The 16,893-nt window shown below is 33.9% G+C and carries 23 protein-coding genes; 20 read left to right on the forward strand and 3 right to left on the reverse strand.

Translation table 11 applies throughout. The features are described from left to right. The first annotated feature begins 34 nt into the window (after positions 1-34). The 14 genes from AMET_RS10365 (at position 35) to AMET_RS25775 (ending at position 9,077) form a co-directional block, all read left to right on the forward strand. Positions 35-592: a DUF2284 domain-containing protein gene (locus tag AMET_RS10365; RefSeq protein ID WP_012063240.1), complete on the forward strand. Its 558-nt coding sequence runs from the start codon at positions 35-37 to the stop codon at positions 590-592. A gap of 106 nt (positions 593-698) precedes the next feature. Continuing rightward, on the forward strand, positions 699-1,370 hold the full coding sequence (locus tag AMET_RS10370) for a DUF1638 domain-containing protein (RefSeq protein WP_012063241.1): 672 nt from the start codon (positions 699-701) through the stop codon (positions 1,368-1,370). 1,077 nt (positions 1,371-2,447) lie between these two features. Further along, positions 2,448-3,008 carry a hypothetical protein gene (locus tag AMET_RS10380; protein ID WP_012063242.1) on the forward strand — a complete coding sequence of 187 codons (561 nt, stop codon included), beginning with the start codon at positions 2,448-2,450 and terminating at the stop codon, positions 3,006-3,008. A 217-nt stretch (positions 3,009-3,225) separates the two neighbouring features. After that, positions 3,226-3,681 carry a DUF2975 domain-containing protein gene (locus AMET_RS10385; RefSeq protein WP_012063243.1) on the forward strand — a complete coding sequence of 152 codons (456 nt, stop codon included), beginning with the start codon at positions 3,226-3,228 and terminating at the stop codon, positions 3,679-3,681. A gap of 13 nt (positions 3,682-3,694) precedes the next feature. Beyond that, on the forward strand, positions 3,695-3,913 hold the full coding sequence (locus AMET_RS10390; protein ID WP_012063244.1) for a helix-turn-helix domain-containing protein: 219 nt from the start codon (positions 3,695-3,697) through the stop codon (positions 3,911-3,913). 103 nt (positions 3,914-4,016) lie between these two features. Continuing rightward, positions 4,017-4,802, forward strand: a complete 786-nt coding sequence (locus tag AMET_RS10395; protein ID WP_012063245.1) for a hypothetical protein — start codon at positions 4,017-4,019, stop codon at positions 4,800-4,802. 273 nt (positions 4,803-5,075) lie between these two features. After that, the gene (locus AMET_RS10400) at positions 5,076-5,594 is read left to right on the forward strand and encodes a DUF5673 domain-containing protein (protein ID WP_012063246.1); all 519 of its coding nucleotides are present in this window, start codon (positions 5,076-5,078) and stop codon (positions 5,592-5,594) included. Between the two features lie 58 nt (positions 5,595-5,652). Next, entirely contained in the window at positions 5,653-6,183 is a 531-nt protein-coding gene (locus tag AMET_RS10405) for a hypothetical protein (protein WP_012063247.1), read from the forward strand. Positions 6,184-6,353: 170 nt separating this feature from the next. Continuing rightward, entirely contained in the window at positions 6,354-6,569 is a 216-nt protein-coding gene (locus AMET_RS25770; protein WP_157047227.1) for a hypothetical protein, read from the forward strand. Continuing rightward, a complete protein-coding gene (locus AMET_RS10410; protein ID WP_012063248.1) occupies positions 6,566-6,787 on the forward strand; it encodes a helix-turn-helix domain-containing protein in 222 nt (73 codons plus the stop codon). Before AMET_RS25770 ends, AMET_RS10410 begins: the two co-directional genes overlap by 4 nt. A 543-nt stretch (positions 6,788-7,330) precedes the next feature. Beyond that, positions 7,331-7,771 carry a hypothetical protein gene (locus AMET_RS10415; protein WP_012063249.1) on the forward strand — a complete coding sequence of 147 codons (441 nt, stop codon included), beginning with the start codon at positions 7,331-7,333 and terminating at the stop codon, positions 7,769-7,771. A gap of 361 nt (positions 7,772-8,132) precedes the next feature. After that, the gene (locus AMET_RS10420; RefSeq protein WP_041720630.1) at positions 8,133-8,321 is read left to right on the forward strand and encodes a hypothetical protein; all 189 of its coding nucleotides are present in this window, start codon (positions 8,133-8,135) and stop codon (positions 8,319-8,321) included. Between the two features lie 110 nt (positions 8,322-8,431). Then, entirely contained in the window at positions 8,432-8,728 is a 297-nt protein-coding gene (locus AMET_RS10425) for a hypothetical protein (RefSeq protein ID WP_012063250.1), read from the forward strand. A 208-nt stretch (positions 8,729-8,936) separates the two neighbouring features. Further along, positions 8,937-9,077: a hypothetical protein gene (locus tag AMET_RS25775; protein ID WP_157047229.1), complete on the forward strand. Its 141-nt coding sequence runs from the start codon at positions 8,937-8,939 to the stop codon at positions 9,075-9,077. A 17-nt stretch (positions 9,078-9,094) separates the two neighbouring features. On the opposite strand, the gene AMET_RS10430 is transcribed toward AMET_RS25775, so the two are convergent. Genes AMET_RS10430 through istA form a run of 3 tightly spaced genes read right to left on the reverse strand, consistent with a single transcriptional unit; the run spans position 9,095 to position 11,607 of the window. Next, entirely contained in the window at positions 9,095-9,283 is a 189-nt protein-coding gene (locus AMET_RS10430) for a hypothetical protein (RefSeq protein ID WP_041720379.1), read from the reverse strand. 24 nt (positions 9,284-9,307) lie between these two features. Beyond that, entirely contained in the window at positions 9,308-10,051 is a 744-nt protein-coding gene (istB, locus tag AMET_RS10435) for an IS21-like element helper ATPase IstB (protein WP_012062302.1), read from the reverse strand. Next, complete coding sequence (istA, locus tag AMET_RS10440) at positions 10,039-11,607, reverse strand: IS21 family transposase (RefSeq protein WP_049765184.1); 1,569 nt, start codon at positions 11,605-11,607, stop codon at positions 10,039-10,041. Before istA ends, istB begins: the two co-directional genes overlap by 13 nt. Positions 11,608-12,434: 827 nt before the next feature. Here istA and AMET_RS10445 point away from each other — a divergent pair. The 6 genes from AMET_RS10445 to AMET_RS10470 all read left to right on the forward strand — a co-directional run bounded on the left by AMET_RS10445 (position 12,435) and on the right by AMET_RS10470 (position 16,668). Continuing rightward, entirely contained in the window at positions 12,435-12,623 is a 189-nt protein-coding gene (locus AMET_RS10445) for a helix-turn-helix transcriptional regulator (protein WP_012063252.1), read from the forward strand. Between the two features lie 61 nt (positions 12,624-12,684). Further along, complete coding sequence (locus AMET_RS10450; RefSeq protein WP_012063253.1) at positions 12,685-13,002, forward strand: helix-turn-helix domain-containing protein; 318 nt, start codon at positions 12,685-12,687, stop codon at positions 13,000-13,002. A 129-nt stretch (positions 13,003-13,131) separates the two neighbouring features. Next, positions 13,132-13,983, forward strand: a complete 852-nt coding sequence (locus tag AMET_RS24325; protein WP_012063254.1) for a hypothetical protein — start codon at positions 13,132-13,134, stop codon at positions 13,981-13,983. Continuing rightward, positions 13,916-14,758 carry an ATP-binding protein gene (locus tag AMET_RS10460; RefSeq protein WP_198135420.1) on the forward strand — a complete coding sequence of 281 codons (843 nt, stop codon included), beginning with the start codon at positions 13,916-13,918 and terminating at the stop codon, positions 14,756-14,758. The genes AMET_RS24325 and AMET_RS10460 overlap by 68 nt, the downstream gene beginning before the upstream one ends. 521 nt (positions 14,759-15,279) lie before the next feature. Then, positions 15,280-15,687 carry a fosfomycin resistance glutathione transferase gene (locus tag AMET_RS10465; RefSeq protein WP_041720632.1) on the forward strand — a complete coding sequence of 136 codons (408 nt, stop codon included), beginning with the start codon at positions 15,280-15,282 and terminating at the stop codon, positions 15,685-15,687. A gap of 312 nt (positions 15,688-15,999) precedes the next feature. After that, positions 16,000-16,668, forward strand: coding sequence for a CPBP family intramembrane glutamic endopeptidase (locus AMET_RS10470; RefSeq protein ID WP_012063257.1), 669 nt, complete (start codon positions 16,000-16,002; stop codon positions 16,666-16,668). Positions 16,669-16,893 lie beyond the last annotated feature (225 nt).

The following is a 16,893-nucleotide window of genomic DNA, read 5'->3' on the forward strand; positions in this document are numbered from 1 at the left end:
ATGATATATTTCAGAAAGGGTTGGTGTAAACAGCATGTTTAAAGAACAATTAATAGAAGCTTTTAAAGAAATAGGCTTTGATGAGTATAGAGAAATTAAAGCTACTGATATTATCTTTTCACAAGATGTCTTTAATCAATGTGCCAAAAATACCTGCGGAAATTTTAATAAAAACCATGGTTGTCCACCCAGGGCTGGAAGTGAGGATGAAAGAAAGGCAAGGGTTTTGAAATACAAGAATGCTTTTATCCTATCTAAAATTGCGTCCATTAAATCAAGAAAAGAAATGACCGATTCCATGGAACTTATTCTCAACATAAATAATAACCTTAGAAAAACATTTGAAGATGAGGATGTATGCATCATGGGATCCGGTCCGTGTAGTGTATGCAAAAATTGTATGGCCCTTGAGGATAAGCCCTGTTCTTTTCCAGTAAAAACACAGTATTCCATGGAGGGTAGTGGCATTGATGTAGTTCGTATGTCTATGAATCAAAAAATGACCTATAATGCCGGGAGAGGTAAAGTTGGATTTTTTACACTAGCACTTTACAATGATGAAATAGTCAGACAACACCAGCATTTAGTATAGTAAGAATAGTAAGTGAAGTAACTTTATAATTGACACCAAATGTTTCCTGATATTACGTACAATATACAGGTATAATCTAAATTATATTATAAGGGGGGAATGAATATTGAGAATTTTAATTATTGCCTGTCGAACCATTGCAGATGAGCTAAATATGGCTATAGAAGAAATCAGTTGTAAATATCCTATTCTATGGATTGATTCAGGACTTCACGTGAGACATGATCAATTAAGAAAAAGAATCCAAGAAGAGCTTGACCATATATCGAATGTAGATCAAGTACTACTAGCTTTTGGTTTTTGTGGCAACTCTCTGTTGGGTGTTACCGCTACTAATGCCTCAATAATTTTTCCACGTGTAGATGATTGTATTACTTTGATACTAGGTTCTGCAGAAACACGAAAGGCGGTTTCAAATGAAGCGGGTACTTATTTTTTGACGAAGGGCTGGTTAGATTATGAAACCAACATATGGGCAGAGTATCAAGAGACAGTAAAACGTTCTGGTAAAGAAAAGGCTGATAGAATTTATAAAATGATGCTAAAACATTATAAACGATTGGGCGTTATTCAAACTGGAGCATATGACTTAGAGGAATTTCTAGAGAGAACCCAAAAGGTTGCTGCGGATTTAAATCTTATCCATGAAGTAATTCCTGGAACCCTTAGATATATGAAAAAACTTTTAACTGGTCCTTGGGATGAAGAGTTTGTAGTAATTAAGCAAGGAGAAAAAATAGAATTATCCCATATTCAACCCATTAAAAAAGGTGAATAGAGCGTATTGGGTGTCAATGGGGAGGGTGTCAATGGGGATGGTTCTTTTTGACTCTTTAGACTATTACTCATAACAAAAAAACAGCGGTGTGCTGTTTTTTTATGTGTTTTGATATAAACAATCTAACCATTCATGCATCCTAATTATTTAGGCGTTAGTCATCTTTAGAGAAAATCTTATTAATTTCTTCAGATTCAATGCCCTTGTTACTTTTAGCAATTTCATCCGTTTCAGCAATGAGTTCTTGAATTGCAGGGCGAACCTTCTCTTTCATCTCTTTGAATTTACTTAAGCGTTTTTATTTAGGTGCTGATGGAATATCTCTACTATTAATATTGCTAATATAATTCCAACATGTCTAAATGAGAATAAGGATTCATACAGATAATCCGAGAATTTTTTAGGTATTTCTAAAAATAAGTACAAAATACTAATGCCTGATATATAGAGTACAAAATATAAGGGCAAATGCACTTTAAGAACTTTTAAAACTATTTTGGACATTCACTTTCCCCCTATTCACAATAATTTTTTATGGTTTTATAATTAAATTTACTGTTCTTAGCACAGTTCCTCTTCATATATAAATAATATTTACTTTACATTTTCCATCTTATGTATAATTATATCATTCTGTAAAGATTCATACAAATACTTCCAAATTTAATATAGTTTAACTAATACTAAATTGAGCAGTTCCAATAGAATGGTATGTGTCATGAACCTTATATAGAAATCCATTAATCAACATTTCTTTAATGCAATTGGGATAGATTTCATAAGTTAAAAAAGGAATATAGTAGTACCTGCCATAGGAGTGAAGAAAGTGACTAGTTCGTCTTCTTTTGTATAGGAAGATATGTGTATTTTGTTAGCAAAGTGTAATGTAAAATTATTCCATAGTATGATATCATGGTCTTGTTATATGTAGTAGTCATGTAAGCTTTCTAGGGAGTAACAGAAGCAAAATACGTAATGTTACTGCGGTTAATGTTTTTTATCATCAATTTCTATCAAGCAACAGCATCCTCGACTGTGTAATAGATATGAGTTTTATGATAAGGAAGGAGGTAAACGATGAAGTTGAGTGAGGAGAAAATCAATAGGATAATACTATGCATACTGCTGATTGCCAGCATTGGATATCATCGATACATGTCAGTATACGAAGAAATAAGTTTTGATAAAAGTGAAGCTATGACAGTTCTTCAAGAGACATGGAGACCTTTACAAGAGTTTAATAATGATTCAATAGTAAATGAGATGAATAACATAATTTTCCTACCAGAATACATAGAGGATAAAAGCGACTTGATAGCGTTTTTTTCTACTGCTATGCCTGAGCGATTGGCGGAACAATTTTTCGAAAATCTTATAGTAGAAGATACAAAGCACGGGTTAACTGTAAATCAATCAGCACACTTTCCAACCATATATGATGAAGATTCATATATTTTTAAAGCATATATTAGAAAAAGTAGGGGAATGGAAGAAGCGGAATTAGTAATACAAGAAATGGGGCCTGTGGGTGGAGGGTATCGCAGAAGAAACTATTATCGGAAAAATGAAAATGATGAATGGACCTATCATTATTTTGAAGGAGCAGGGTGGACATTTTATCCGATAGATAAGGAATAAGGATCATGTGTACAAGATGAATTGCCAGAGGAAAGGAGTGGTTAATTGAATTGATGGAATTGGCTTAATTGTCATTACCATAGAGTGGATAAAAATATTGAGTTTAGGTCAATATATCTATAATTGATAAAAATTTATTGACAAACGATAAACATAAAAGTAAAATAATACCATGAAGATGTCATAACACCACAAAAAATGAGGGGAGTTTTAGAAAATGAAAACACCAGAATCAGCAAAATATCTAAATGTTTTATTAAATTTCCTAGGGTTATTAGTAATATTATCGCTAATTGGATTTATTTCCCACGTGGTGACAATGGAAAGTGTTGTAGGTGTAGGTAACCTTATACTTACATTTTATGGAGGAATATATCTTTTAGCGTTGTTAATTGTTGTGGTGATACTAAAAAGGGTTGTGGGAACAATTATATTTGCACGAAACCCCTTGGTTGAGGAGAACGTGATTAGGTTTCGAAGGGCGGCATATATATTCTTTGCATTAGGCACATTTGAGTTTATCGTGATCGGGATTGCACGTATGGTGACAGAAGGAAATCCCTTTAGCTTTGGATTTGTCTTTTCACTTTTTATAGGATGCATTATTTTAGTATTGGCAGATGTGTTTAAATTTGCAATCAAAATCAAAGAAGAAAATGACTTGACTGTATAACGGGGGGGCGAAAATGATTATTGTAAATTTAGACGTTATGATGGCAAAAAGAAAGATCTCTCTAACCGAGCTGGCAGAGAGAATTAATATTACGAATGCAAATCTATCTATTCTCAAAACCAATAAAGCAAAGGCTATTAGATTTTCTACATTAGAGGCGATATGTCGAGAACTACAATGCCAGCCCGGAGATCTATTGGAATACAGAGAGTCTGAAGAAGAAATCGAGTAAAACGAGAGTACAAAATGAATGATAAATATAGCTCAATAAATAATAATTATAAACTTTTTTAAGAAGAAATAAAATTAAATAAGTGATTAAAGGGGGAGATTTGGTGATTAGAAAAAATGATAGTAGAATAATTAGTATTAGTGCAATTTTAAAGGAGGGGCTAAATTTTTATAAAGTCCATTTTAAACATCTTATTATGTTGTCTTCTTTATACTTTATTACAGACAATCTAAACTTCTTCTGGGGTGTAGCTAAGCCCTTATTTTATAATCTAGAACTTGAAAGTGTACATTCTATATTAATGGTGCCCGTAATACTATTGTCACTCTACATGAGTATTAGAGTGACTGTTGGCATATACACGTCTATTGAAGGTAGGTTAAATGATAAACAACACTCCGTAAGGGAAGCCATTAATAAAGGTAACGAGCGATTTTGGGCTTTCGTAGGGACTTCTATTTTACTGGGTCTAATATATTTTATGATCTTTATGATTCCAGTATTTATTTTAATATTTGCAGAAAATATAGCAATAAAGGTTATTTGTAATATTATAATTTATATATCGGCTTTATATTTAATGGTACACTACCAGTTTGGTGTTTTTCACTCAGTATTAGATCAATCCAGCGGTTCCCAAGCCCTTAATTTTAGCAAGAACCTGGTGGAAGGGTATAAAATACCTGTTGTTAAGCTGTCTATAGTAACGACTATACCGTTCTTGATGTTTTTTGCAAATAGACTTCCTGGATATGTGGGGGGGCAGTTTCCTATAAATGATGAAGCGTTACTGTGGTTTACCCGTGGAATTATTATTTTTATATCTCCATATATATCCATAGTAACTATACTTGCATATCATAAACTTCGAGGGTTAAAAGAGATTTAATATGGTCATGGTCAATGGGGACGGTTCTTTTTGACTCTTAAAAAAGTGTGAAAGGATTCATTTATATTAAAAAATTATAAATACAGAGTATAGACATATGGGGTAAATTTCTTAAGTTAAAAAAGGAATATAGTGGTACCTGCGATAGGAGTGAAGAAGGTGGCTAGTTCATCTTATTGTGTATAGGAAGCTATGTGTATTTTGTTAGCAGAGTGTAATGTAAAATTATCCCACTATATGTTATGATGAACTTACATAAAGGGAGTGAAAGCAATGGGAGAGATAAAATTCTTTGACATCATTCTACTACTGGCTGCAATATCAGTCATATACCAGTTTATCAAAGACCTTAACAGAAAAAAATACGTAGGTAAACTTATTTTCAAAGCATCTCAAGATTTTGATAGCAAGGCTACTATATTTTTTTGGAGTATGTTAGGCTGTATATGGTTATTTTTTTTAATTGCAAGAGGAGTGAATATAGAGAGATATGATTATATGCATCCAATACGTATGATCATGCCACGGGCAGTATGGGTTCTGATCTCTCTTCAATACATATATAAGTATCATAATAATAAAGAGATCAGAGAAAGAGGAATCACAACAGATACAGGCTTTATCTATTGGAAAGAAATAGTGTGCTATGACTGGAAAGAAAGTAATAAGCTGGAAATAACCTATCGACCCAGTGGACGTTTTTCTCTTAAAAAAGAAAGAAATAAGATATGGACGATTGAAAATGAAGACAAGAAAGAGATTAGTAAGCTATTTGACGACTTAATTGGTTAATATTCAGCTTGATCATTATTAAGCTGTTAATATTATAAAGCCTTCGGGGGATAAACAAATGATAAAAAATGTAAAAGTATTCTTAGAACATTCATTTACTACGATAGTAGTAAATAATATTATAGCCTTGGCGTTACATTTAACTATCTCAATAATATCGATTATCTTACTTATTGTATTTGTTGTGACTGGACCTACCCTTGGAGTGTACACAACTCACATAATGAGTAGATTGTTTTTCATAATATTGCATATCTCATTATATTTGTGTGCAGGTATGGTATTAGATAGTAGTAAAGATGAAAAATATGATTTTTTTGCAGGCACTATCATAGCAGTAATTGGTATTGGATTATGGATATATACTCTTTCAAAAACAGGTATGAATTTAGTCGAAACGCCTAAAGAATTAAGCGAATATTGGATAATATATAATCTATACTACTCACCCTTTACTATGATTTATTTTTTATCAGGTTTAAATGGATCACCACTATTATCATTATTGACAAATTTGTTACCACCTTTCCTTTTGGGATGTGGTATTAAATGCAGAAGGATAACGGTAAAAAGAAGTGCAGTGGATTAAGATTTATATTTATGAGTGCACATTAGAGAAACTTATTGCGTAGTATTCAATATATAAATAGGATTAAGAAAAGATTTTAGAATAAGGGGTGTTTTTATGCTGGGTATTATTTTATTAATCGTCTTGGTGTCGGTGGTGTTCAACAACAAAAGTAATATCAGTAAGCTGGCATGATTGCAAACGTATCTCTCATGAAGCCAGGGGACTTTGATAGATGGATGGAAAGTGCCTATTTTTATATGATTTCAGATTTTATCGTGGCGGTGACACTTTCAGAGACAACTTTTGCGCAAGAGGTTGCAGAACGCTATATGAAGAGCGATTTGGATCTGGTTCAATCAGCGGGATTGAGCACATATGAGTGGCTTCTTGGCTCTCGGTTATGATGGCCAAAAGAAAGATCTCTCTAACCGAGCTGGCAGAGAGAATTAACATTACAAATGCTAATCTATCTATTCTAAAAACCAATAAAGCAAAGGCCATTAGATTTTCTATATTAGAGGCGATATGTCGAGAACTGCAATGCCAGCCCGAAGATCTATTAGAATACATAAAGTCTGAAGAACGGGAGAAGAAGTCGAGTAAAAGAGACTTAACCTCTTAATACATTATATGAAGACAGGTATAAATAAAAGCTATGTTATGAAAGAAACATAAATAACTTAGAAAAAGTAAACCTCCTAGAGGAGAAGTGGCCCTGAAATTTGGGCAATATTCTACCGCAGGAGGTTTTATATTGAGGTTATTTACTACTTCTCCATAGCCTTTTTGCAAACTCAGTATTCACAATAGCGTCCTCTGGACTCTTTTTTCTAATTCGCCAGCTTCGATCATAATGTCTTGCATTCTTTCTAGTCCTTCAGGAGTCAGTATAAGGTTTTGATAACTAGGTTTCATAGATTTTACGCTGAGCCTTGTTTTAGGCAATTCTAGGAAATAAAAGGAATTACGTAGACCAATAGAGAATATATAAAGCGTTGGATTAGATAGAAAATGCGTAGAAAATATTCTAGATGGTATATCACATTGGTAGAAAAATATGTAACAAATAATATTAATCTTTAAGAAAGATTTAATCATTATTCATAGAAATAAAAAACATTACAAGGAGGGAGCGTATGTCAAAAAAACAGCATTACGTTATTTATTGACTTTAGGGGTATTCATCATTTATGCCGCTGCTGGAGGATTTATAGAAAACTACATTACAGAGCTTCGATCGCGGCTATATAAACCCCTTATTCTTGAACTTATGTTTATTACAACGGTTTTTAATATGGGTATCGGAATTTTACTTGCATCTCATAATTATTTCAATGAAAAAAGGAAAGAGGGAAGTTGGAAAGTTGATAAATATAAATTATACTTTCTGTGTATACCAGCTTTATTTTTATCATTGTTAACGTGGATGTATTTATGGATACCTGGATCAAGACCAATATTAGAGACACTACAGATAGTGCTTCCTGTTAGGATTACATCAATGAATATATTTCAAATTTTGTTCGGGTATACTTTGGTAACTAGCTTTTACAAAAGCACTAATAATAGCAAACCAGGGTTAAGTGATGAAAATATGCAGAGTTAATAATAGAAATCATGAGGTGTTTTTAAATTTCTCTCATAAGAAATATAACTCTTGAAATATTGATTTTTCATTCATTCGTTGAATAGGGGATGATTTCGGTATAGATGCTTCCAGTTATAATGAGTTTACCGATGGCTTTAATTTGGGCTATTCTCTATAAATCTATTTAGGTTTCTTATTGCCTACTAGATAGTATATAGTCTTCCTGAGTTAATCGAAAAGAAACAAGCTATAGAGGTTGAGTGATATTGCGTATTTGATGTAAAAGATGACATAGCTATGCTAATTGATAATATAGTAGAAATAATTACACATTACTTTCAAGAAACTTATTTTAAAATTTAACCTGGAGGTGTTTCTTATGAACAAATTTAAAGTATTTCTTTATTCAAGATGGATTTTATTTTTTACTATACTTACTCTTATTTATTACGGTATTAGGTATGGCGAAAAAATAATTAGTCCTTTTGGTGCTATTGTACACCTTATAGTTATCCTCTTTATTGCAATTGAATTTTCCTACAAAAAAGAAAAAAGGAAAACTCCATAACGATAGTCATAATTAATAATCTATCCTACAGTCCCCAACACAATGCCTAATTTTTAAGGCGTATCAGATGTGAAACGTGACACTAACAAAAATATAATGGAGGTATAATTATGTGGTTAATATTAGGAGTAATTGCTATAGTAGCAACTTTTATCAATCTTTATATGTATAAAACAGGCAAAGATTATAAACTTGCTATGGCAATAGGATTGTCATTTACAGCATTAACACTTTGTTCACAATACAGCCTTGTATCCAAGTGGGTAAAAGTAGAGGATTGGTCGGCTTTATTAGATATTGTACCTACTATGGAAATGGCGTTATGGGTTTTGACGATTATATCTATTGTGCTAAACATAACGCCTATACTTTTAGAGCTAAAAAGCAAGAAATACTTTACTTTATAACAGCACAATATTATTATATTGTGAAAAATTAAGAAGTGTTTTTGGTTTCGTATTATCTTTTTTATGTGCCACAAAATGCTTGAAACATTAGCAATATAGCCATTATTTTTTTTACTTCCAAATATCAACATTAGCCATTAACAAAGCCTAGTAAATAAAAAAGAGTATATTCTACAAATAAATCGGTTTTAAAAGGAGGTTTTTCGATATGAATAAGGACGGTAAAACAGTTATTGTGATTGGCTGTAACTGGCAAGTGTTTTTGGAGAAATTTTGGCAAATAGTTTTCCATAGTAATTTCCAAATCTCTCCATACACTACTGCTTGTAATTTATCTTATAATCACTGAACTTTATTAAACGAATATTAGTTTTTATCTCTTATGACTTTTCTGATTTGCTCATAAATATCTTGCTCCGTATACTCGAAAATATGACCTTCATCATCTTCTACAGGAGATCCATACTCATTTAATAATTCCTGCTTTAAGCCATCAGAGATAGTTATCCTTCTGCTAAACAAATACTTTTTTAAATCTTTCTCTCTTAACAACATAATCACAATCGCCTCCTTCATCTATTAAAACAATGATTCTCGATGTTCTAATCTATAGCTCTTACCTGTCATATTAAATAGCTCACATCTGTAAGTGATTCTATCTAACACTGCCGTGGTTAAAGCGGGGTCCCCTAATAACTCGGTCCAATCTTCAAGCCCTTTGTTGGAGGTAATAATTAACGATGTTTGTTCATGAAGGGCTGATATTAATTGGAAAAACAAGTTCGCTTCTTCTCTTGATATGGGGAGGTAACCTAGCTCATCGATGATCAGAAGACTAGAAGATAAAACATTGTTGATTTTCCCTTTGCTTTTTCTTGATATCTCCTGTGTTTTTAAACAGTGCATCAGATTGTCCATGGTGGTGAAGCTAACCTTGTAGCCCATCTCTACAGCCTTGTACCCTAATGCAATACACAAGTGGCTTTTACCTACCCCTGGAGGGCCTAAAAGTATTAGATTATACATTCTATCTATCCAGTCCATCTCAATAAGACTATTGATTTGTCTTTGGGTAATCGATCTTTGAAAGGTTAGATCGAACTCTTCTATTGTCTTAAGTACCGGAAAGCCTGCAGCCTTAACTCTGCGTTCCTGGGCCTTTTTCTCTCTGAGATCGACTTCGTTTTCTAATATTGACAGTAAAAGATTCTGATATGAAATGTTGTTTATGTCAGCATTTTCAACGATGGAATCTGCATTGGTATTTAAGTAGTTCAATTTGAGTTTTTTAGCGTGATCCTTTATTGATTCTAATTTTTCCATTTTCTTTTATCCTCCTTCAGGGCACTCATGTATTCTCTAATATCTCGTACTTGAGGCTTTAAATCCTGATATTTTGAAGGAGTAGTTATGTCAGCTTTAAAGTACTTCTTATTTAGTTGTCTGTTTTCTTCAAGTTTTAAGTACTGTATGGCATCCTTCAAGAGCCCTGCGCTAAACAATTTCCTTTCAATACAGTAGCTTAATGCCCTTTGAACAATTGATTTGTCTTGGTTTTTTACTGTATTCATTATTAGGGCAAATTGATCTTTAAAGTGTCTTGGCTTCTCTATTTTTAATACATCAACAAATTCATTAGCCTTTTCAGTATGGTCTAAGCTTTTTAACACTTTGTTGTAGATTTCATGACTTGTACAGTGTTTACTCTCATTCCTATCATAGTGCTCTATTTTCACTAATTTTCCTTTATCCTGACTGATTTTATGTTCAATAATTAACTGTTCTGTATCTTGGTTCTTAATTTCCATGGTATCTTTCTTAATAATTAATTTAACCTCTTTCCCTGGAGAATAGGTTCCCGTAGGGACTTGGTATCTATTTTGCTTGTAAAAAACTGTATTGTTTTTTCTAACGAGATAGGTTAAACTATTTGTATTAGTTGTGTTTACAAATAGAGTGGGTATTGGCTTTAAGTGTTCCTTTTCCAGGGCAAACACTTCTGCCGGTACCTTCTTTGTTGTTTCATGGACTTTTTTATTACCTCTTCTTTCTAACCATTTCAGCGAATCATCATTAAATGAGTCAATATCTACAAATGTTCTATTCTTTGCAAAATTATACTTGGCATATTTCACTACGGCTTCAATTTTCCCTTTACTCTGTGGGTCATAACCCCTGCAAAGGTACACTTTAAACTTAAGGGAATTAATATAGTTTTGAAATCCTTCTGTGTATATGATATCTCCATGATTTTCTGATACCACTAGGACTCTGTCCTGGTCATAAACAACCTCCTTAGGCATTCCTCCAAAATATTCAAAGGCTTTATTATGGGCCTCAATGAATGTCTGGGTAGTAAAGGGCTTGTCTATCCAATAGATGTATTTATGTCTGGAATGGGATAAAACCATACCAAAGCAATATACTTTGATTCTTGTTTTGTCAGGTTTATCTAGCCATATTTGGCCCAGGTCAACCTGTGCTTGATATCCCATAGGAAGCTCATCCACCTCCTCAAATTGCCTTGCTGAAACTACTTTAGGGAGCTTATGTTCTTCCCTTAAGTGATTGACATATAGTCGTAAAGTTCTATCCTTAAAGTCCAGCACATGATATTTTTCCTCTAGCCAATCATATATTTGAGCACTTGATAAATCCCTATGTTCTCTAATCCATGCTAAGACTTCGTCCTTATATTTGTCCACCTTCCTTTCTCTAGATTCAGTTCTTTGTCTTAAGCTTGCAAATTCATCTGGTGTCATATCCCAATATTTATGTACTGTTTTATAGTCGATCTCCAGCCTCCTTGCTACCTGTGATTTATTCAGTCCTTTGGACTTGTATCCTTGGATTTCAGCAAACATATTCCACTCCTTCAATTTCATTCCTCCTCTGGTGTCACTAGCTAACTAATTCTACCAGAAGGGATATTATTATTGTAGTAAATTGGAAATTATTCTCCGTTTTTGTTTGCCAAAATCTCTCCCTTTTATTTTACCAGTTACATTGGCATTATTATTTTAGCTATAATAACATATTTCTGGATTATGAAACTTAAACAGGTTGAACTTTGGTTCGGGAACACTTCTGAAACTGAAATGGTTTCAAATTTACGAACAGGTATAAACCATAAATATGGACTTAGGGCTATTTTAACAATAGCAGGCACTGGTGGTCTAGCGTATACATTTAATAAAAGAAATTTCTCAAAATAATGCTAGTACGAATACTTTAAATGCATCATAGGTAAATTTATTGTACTTGTGAAATGTTCTATGCGACACAAGATATGTAAATATAAAGGACTAAGACAGCTTTGCTGTGGTAGAAGGGAACCTGGGGTTTCCTATAAGCGATCAACACAATTTAGTTTGCTAAATTGTGTTGATCGCTTAGTTGTTTCATCTAGGGAAAGCCTCCCTCCCTGTCTATGTATCAATATTTGTAGGCAGTGTTCCTTCGCTAGCTGTGCTTGATTTAAATCTATTTTTGTCTGAGTTCCTTAATTCTGATCATTGGATAACCCTCTTTATTATGAATTTTTATACTGTACCACATAGAGTAGTAAATATACAGGATAATTTGTAGAAATATTTTTAATATTCTGCTGAATAACATCAAACCATGATGTATTATATAAACAAACTACGCTACATAACCTAATGTATCACCACATAATATTAAAAAAAAGTGAGGGAGTGAGAGGGTGAGAAATAAGCTAATTTTTTTAAGGGGAAAGAGAACCCAATGTGAGGTGGGTAAATCAATTGGAATATCACAAAAGTATATGAGTGCACTAGAACTGGGGAAGCGAAACCCAAGTATTAGGATCATGCGAAGGTTTGAGGAGTATTTTGGTGTCAACATGAGGGAGTTGTTTTCTGATCTTTTTTAGGGAAACTTACAACAGAGAGTTGTTCAAACGGGAGGATAGACAAATACGAGGAGGTGCTTAGGTGGATCCATTGGTCAATAATTATTGTGCACTGTTTGAAGTGATTTTAAAAGATCAGGAAGACATACCAGATTTAGTCCTACTGAAATACGGATTACTTAGATTTTCACCACAGGAAATGGATAAAATTATAATTTTAGAAATGAAGCGTCTATATGTGGAAGAAAAGATGACCTATAGAGAGATTGCAAAGTTATTTGACTTTAGTAATTCTGGTGTTTACAGAAAATTAAAAAAATGGGAGGAAGATAATGTAAAAGAGATCATTCTGCATCAGGATGAGAAGAAAGCGTATACACTAAAATGTTCGTTAACATGATAACCCTTAGTGCTAAAGATTGAGGTGCTTAAAGCTATATTGCAATGAAATGAAGAACGGAGAGGCGTACTGTCTTTTTGTCAAGCTCAAGAAGACAATCTCTCTCTGGGTAGGAGGTAGAGAAAACAAATGAGTCAAGGATGGATCAGTCTTCATCGGAAAATAAAGGAGCATGCCATCTATCAGGAAACACGAAAGTTTTCAAAGTTTGAGGCATGGGTAGACATACTTCTAAGAGCCAATCATAGTGAACGTGAATTTATAGTGGGATATCAAAAGGTCAAGGTGAATAGAGGAGGACTTTTTACCTCTATTATGGGACTTGGAAATCAATGGGGGTGGTCCCGTAAAAAGACAAAAAAATTTCTTGATTATTTACATAAGGAACAGATGATTGCATTTAAAAGCACATCAAAATATACATCAATTGATATCCTTAATTATGAGAAATACCAGGGGGTGGAGGATTTGGAATCCGTAAATAAAGACGAGAAAAGAACATCAGATGCACATCAACAGCACATCAATAGCACATCAGATGCACATCAAAAGGACATCAATAAAACATCAATGGCACATGAAAAGAACACAAACAATAATGTAAATAATGAAAACAATGTAAACAATGTAAATAATGATAAACAAAAAAAGACAACAAGTAAAGAAGGCTATAGTCAGGACTTTGAAGCCTTTTGGGAGTGCTATCCCCGAAAGATTGAAAAGCTTAGAGCCTATCGTTGCTACAAACAGCGAATTAAAGAAGGATACACACCACTGCAGCTTCTGAGGGCTGTCACCGCATACAGCCAGAAGATAAAAAAAGAAAAGACAGACCTACGCTACATCAAGCATTGTAGCACATTCTTAGGAAGGGACAAGCCCTTTGTAGACTATTTGGGGGGAGGCAAGGATCATGGAATCAATAGCAAGTCTATTGAAGAGTACAGAAATACCTATGATGGAATCGGATTTAAGCTGTGAAATATGCCCAAACTGTGGTACCAAGCAGATCATGGTTTTAGAGATACTGGGGAGGTCAAGAAAGGTGCATGTACGTTGCCAATGTAAGAGTGAGATCTATGAGCAAGAGCGGAAAGATGAAAGACAAAAACAACAGCAACACAGACTAGAAAGACTCAGAAGCTATAGTCTCATGGATGAAAAATTTAGACACTGTACCTTTGAAAACTGGAACAGGACGAAGGAGAATGAAAAGCTCTATCGATTAGGCAAGAAGTACTGTGATGAATGGTCTAGACTCAAATCAGAGAATGTAGGGCTGTTACTTTGGGGGCCTCCTGGTACAGGGAAAACGTATTTGAGTTCATGCATCGCCAATACCCTTTTAGAGGAGCTGATTCCTGTTATCGCCATTAGTAGTATCGGGATACTGAATCGCATTAAATCTACCTATGGCTCCTATGGACAAGAAGGAGAGGTAGAAATCATCAACTCTATGAAGAATGCTGCCCTCTTAGTACTAGATGATTTGGGGGCTGAAAATAATACGGAATGGAGCCAGGAAAAGCTCTATGAAATGATCGATAGCCGCTATCGACTAGAAAAACCTATGATCGTCACCACAAACCTAAGCCTCCAGCAACTGAAAAATAAACTAACGGGAAGAGATGGGGTGAGTCGTACATACGATCGACTAATGGAAATGTGCATACCAGTAGAAGTACAGGACACTTCGAAAAGAGCCGAAGCAGGCAGGGGAAAGACAATGCTACTAAGGTCCTTGTTACAGGAGTAAATGGGAGAAGCCAAAAGGTGAATATGGAAGAAGTGAGCTGGAGAGAACATCCAGCTTTCTTCTTTTCAATTTTTATGGTAATGATGAAGGATTTGGTAAATTTATGTAGAAGAAGAAGGTGATGGTAAAGTCCCTTACGATTCAATGCCTTAATAGATTACTAAGTCATAACATGAATTAGTAAGGAGATCTGGAGACTAAATTATTCAACGTAGTAGGAAGGCTATTGGGGTTTGAGTCTAGGGTAGTAGATAAGGAGTATTAGCGAAGTCGGTTCAGGAACACCTAAAATCCGAGTGTATTACCAACGTGTTAGGAATATAAGAGTTATCTGCAATCCTTAGCATAATGTTGTGCTAAATTTTGTTTTGATATTGAGAAAAGGAATAAGCGTAAAAAGAAATAATGTTTATTGGATGAATTATACACGATATACTTAATAAATTTTTCAAATCAACAAGTGTAGAAAAGGGTAATTAGTTTTCTTGTTGTTCTTAACAAAATTTATAGGAGGATGAATGATGATTAATGGAATTAATCATATTACATTTGCTGTATCAGATTTAGAAAAATCGGTGGAATTTTATGTGGATCTATTAGAGCTTAGATTGGTTGGAAAATGGGATAAAGGAGCGTACTTATTAGCCGGGAACCAGTGGGTTGCCCTCAATGTTGATGATGCAGTAACTTTAGAGACCAAATCAGATTATACACATATTTCGTTCAATGTCTTATCTACAGATTTTAAAAAAATGAAAGATAAGCTTGAAAGTGCAGGTGTAAAGTCTTTCAAGGAAAATTCATCAGAAGGAGATTCATTTTATTTTCTTGATCCAGATGGACACAAATTGGAATTACATTACAATAATTTAGAAGATAGGTTGAAGTGGGTCAGGGAAAATGGTTGGTTAACATTTGAACTTTACTAGAGAAGAAATAACGTGCTGAGAACTTTTTTTGAATACGTTATAAAGGAATTATAGGATTGGCTTGGCAAAAAGCAAAGGATCTTGTGTTTGCGGACAGCATATAACAAGCTATTCCCACAAGGGTGCAAGAAGTACAGTCATGGAGCAAGGTCAGAGCACCACACCTCCTCACTGGGTGGCAAGCACCGCCAAGGGGTATTCCTTTGGGGTCCAGTTCGAAGGTGCCGGGAATGGCAGAAACGTTATATGACATAGGGGGCAAAACGCCGTTTAGATGCAAAAAATTATAGCTTTGACAAAGGGGAGATATAATTGTACTTTTTAGCAATATTAACTATTATGTATTTAACTTTTATGCTCGTACTTAATTATAAGTTTTTTGAGTTTATTGCGAGATATAACAAGCAATCTAGCAATAAACTAAAAAAATACAATTTACATATATGGTGTGGGATTATTTTAGTAATTAGCATTATGAATCCGATTTCTTTTTATATGAGGATCCCAAAACAAACAATACCTATTTTTGAAATACTTCTTATACTTTTAGCAATGATTCCATTTATGCTTAAATCTGGTTACAAGCCACAAAAAGATTTTAAGGGAATAACCAAATTTTGTATTGTTTTTCCCATTGGAGAAGAAATATTATTCAGAGGAATTATTCTGTCATTAGCTACCTACTTAGTTGGGAGCAGAGCTATTTATATACCAATCCCCATCCTAAAGGGGGTTACATTGCAGGTGTTTTTATCTGCTATATGTTTTGGTATAACTCATTTTCAGTATTTTGGATTTAAATTTAATAATGCAACGATAAATAAAGTACTATTTGCTTTTGTATTCGGGCTGTTCACTGGCAATCTTGTAGAGATTAATGGCTCAATAATATATTCTATAATATTTCATATTATTGCAAATAGTGGAGCAACCTTATATTATTTAAAGAACTCAAATAACAATAAGGTAGATACTTTATAGAGCGTGGAGATGAGATATTAATTATTTTAAGTAAATAATTATTGATAAAAATGGATGGTTGACATTCGTCAACCTTAAATTGGTAGCCCCCTACAACATATAACAATACATTTGCATAAGGGTGCCAGCAGCACGTTTTTAGGGAGAGGTCAGGCACCACACTCTTCTCACTGGGTGCAAGCACCGCCAGGAGTGAAGGTCAAGAGGGTCCAGTTCGAAGGCGTT

Origin of the sequence: Alkaliphilus metalliredigens QYMF (assembly GCF_000016985.1) — a bacterium.
Classification (GTDB): Bacteria; Bacillota; Clostridia; order Peptostreptococcales; family Natronincolaceae; genus Alkaliphilus_A; species Alkaliphilus_A metalliredigens.

Coding starts and splice junctions, on each gene's coding strand:
- AMET_RS10385 (WP_012063243.1), top strand. CDS start 3,226: ATGAAAACACCAGAATCAGCAAAATATCTAAATGTTTTATTAAATTTC.
- AMET_RS10420 (WP_041720630.1), top strand. CDS start 8,133: ATGAACAAATTTAAAGTATTTCTTTATTCAAGATGGATTTTATTTTTT.
- AMET_RS10425 (WP_012063250.1), top strand. CDS start 8,432: ATGTGGTTAATATTAGGAGTAATTGCTATAGTAGCAACTTTTATCAAT.
- istB (WP_012062302.1), bottom strand. CDS start 10,051: ATGGAAAAATTAGAATCAATAAAGGATCACGCTAAAAAACTCAAATTG.
- AMET_RS10400 (WP_012063246.1), top strand. CDS start 5,076: ATGGGAGAGATAAAATTCTTTGACATCATTCTACTACTGGCTGCAATA.
- AMET_RS10430 (WP_041720379.1), bottom strand. CDS start 9,283: ATGTTGTTAAGAGAGAAAGATTTAAAAAAGTATTTGTTTAGCAGAAGG.
- AMET_RS10460 (WP_198135420.1), top strand. CDS start 13,916: ATGGAATCAATAGCAAGTCTATTGAAGAGTACAGAAATACCTATGATG.
- AMET_RS10365 (WP_012063240.1), top strand. CDS start 35: ATGTTTAAAGAACAATTAATAGAAGCTTTTAAAGAAATAGGCTTTGAT.
- AMET_RS25770 (WP_157047227.1), top strand. CDS start 6,354: ATGATTGCAAACGTATCTCTCATGAAGCCAGGGGACTTTGATAGATGG.
- AMET_RS10410 (WP_012063248.1), top strand. CDS start 6,566: ATGATGGCCAAAAGAAAGATCTCTCTAACCGAGCTGGCAGAGAGAATT.
- AMET_RS25775 (WP_157047229.1), top strand. CDS start 8,937: ATGAATAAGGACGGTAAAACAGTTATTGTGATTGGCTGTAACTGGCAA.
- AMET_RS10380 (WP_012063242.1), top strand. CDS start 2,448: ATGAAGTTGAGTGAGGAGAAAATCAATAGGATAATACTATGCATACTG.
- AMET_RS10465 (WP_041720632.1), top strand. CDS start 15,280: ATGATTAATGGAATTAATCATATTACATTTGCTGTATCAGATTTAGAA.
- AMET_RS10390 (WP_012063244.1), top strand. CDS start 3,695: ATGATTATTGTAAATTTAGACGTTATGATGGCAAAAAGAAAGATCTCT.
- AMET_RS24325 (WP_012063254.1), top strand. CDS start 13,132: ATGAGTCAAGGATGGATCAGTCTTCATCGGAAAATAAAGGAGCATGCC.
- AMET_RS10405 (WP_012063247.1), top strand. CDS start 5,653: ATGATAAAAAATGTAAAAGTATTCTTAGAACATTCATTTACTACGATA.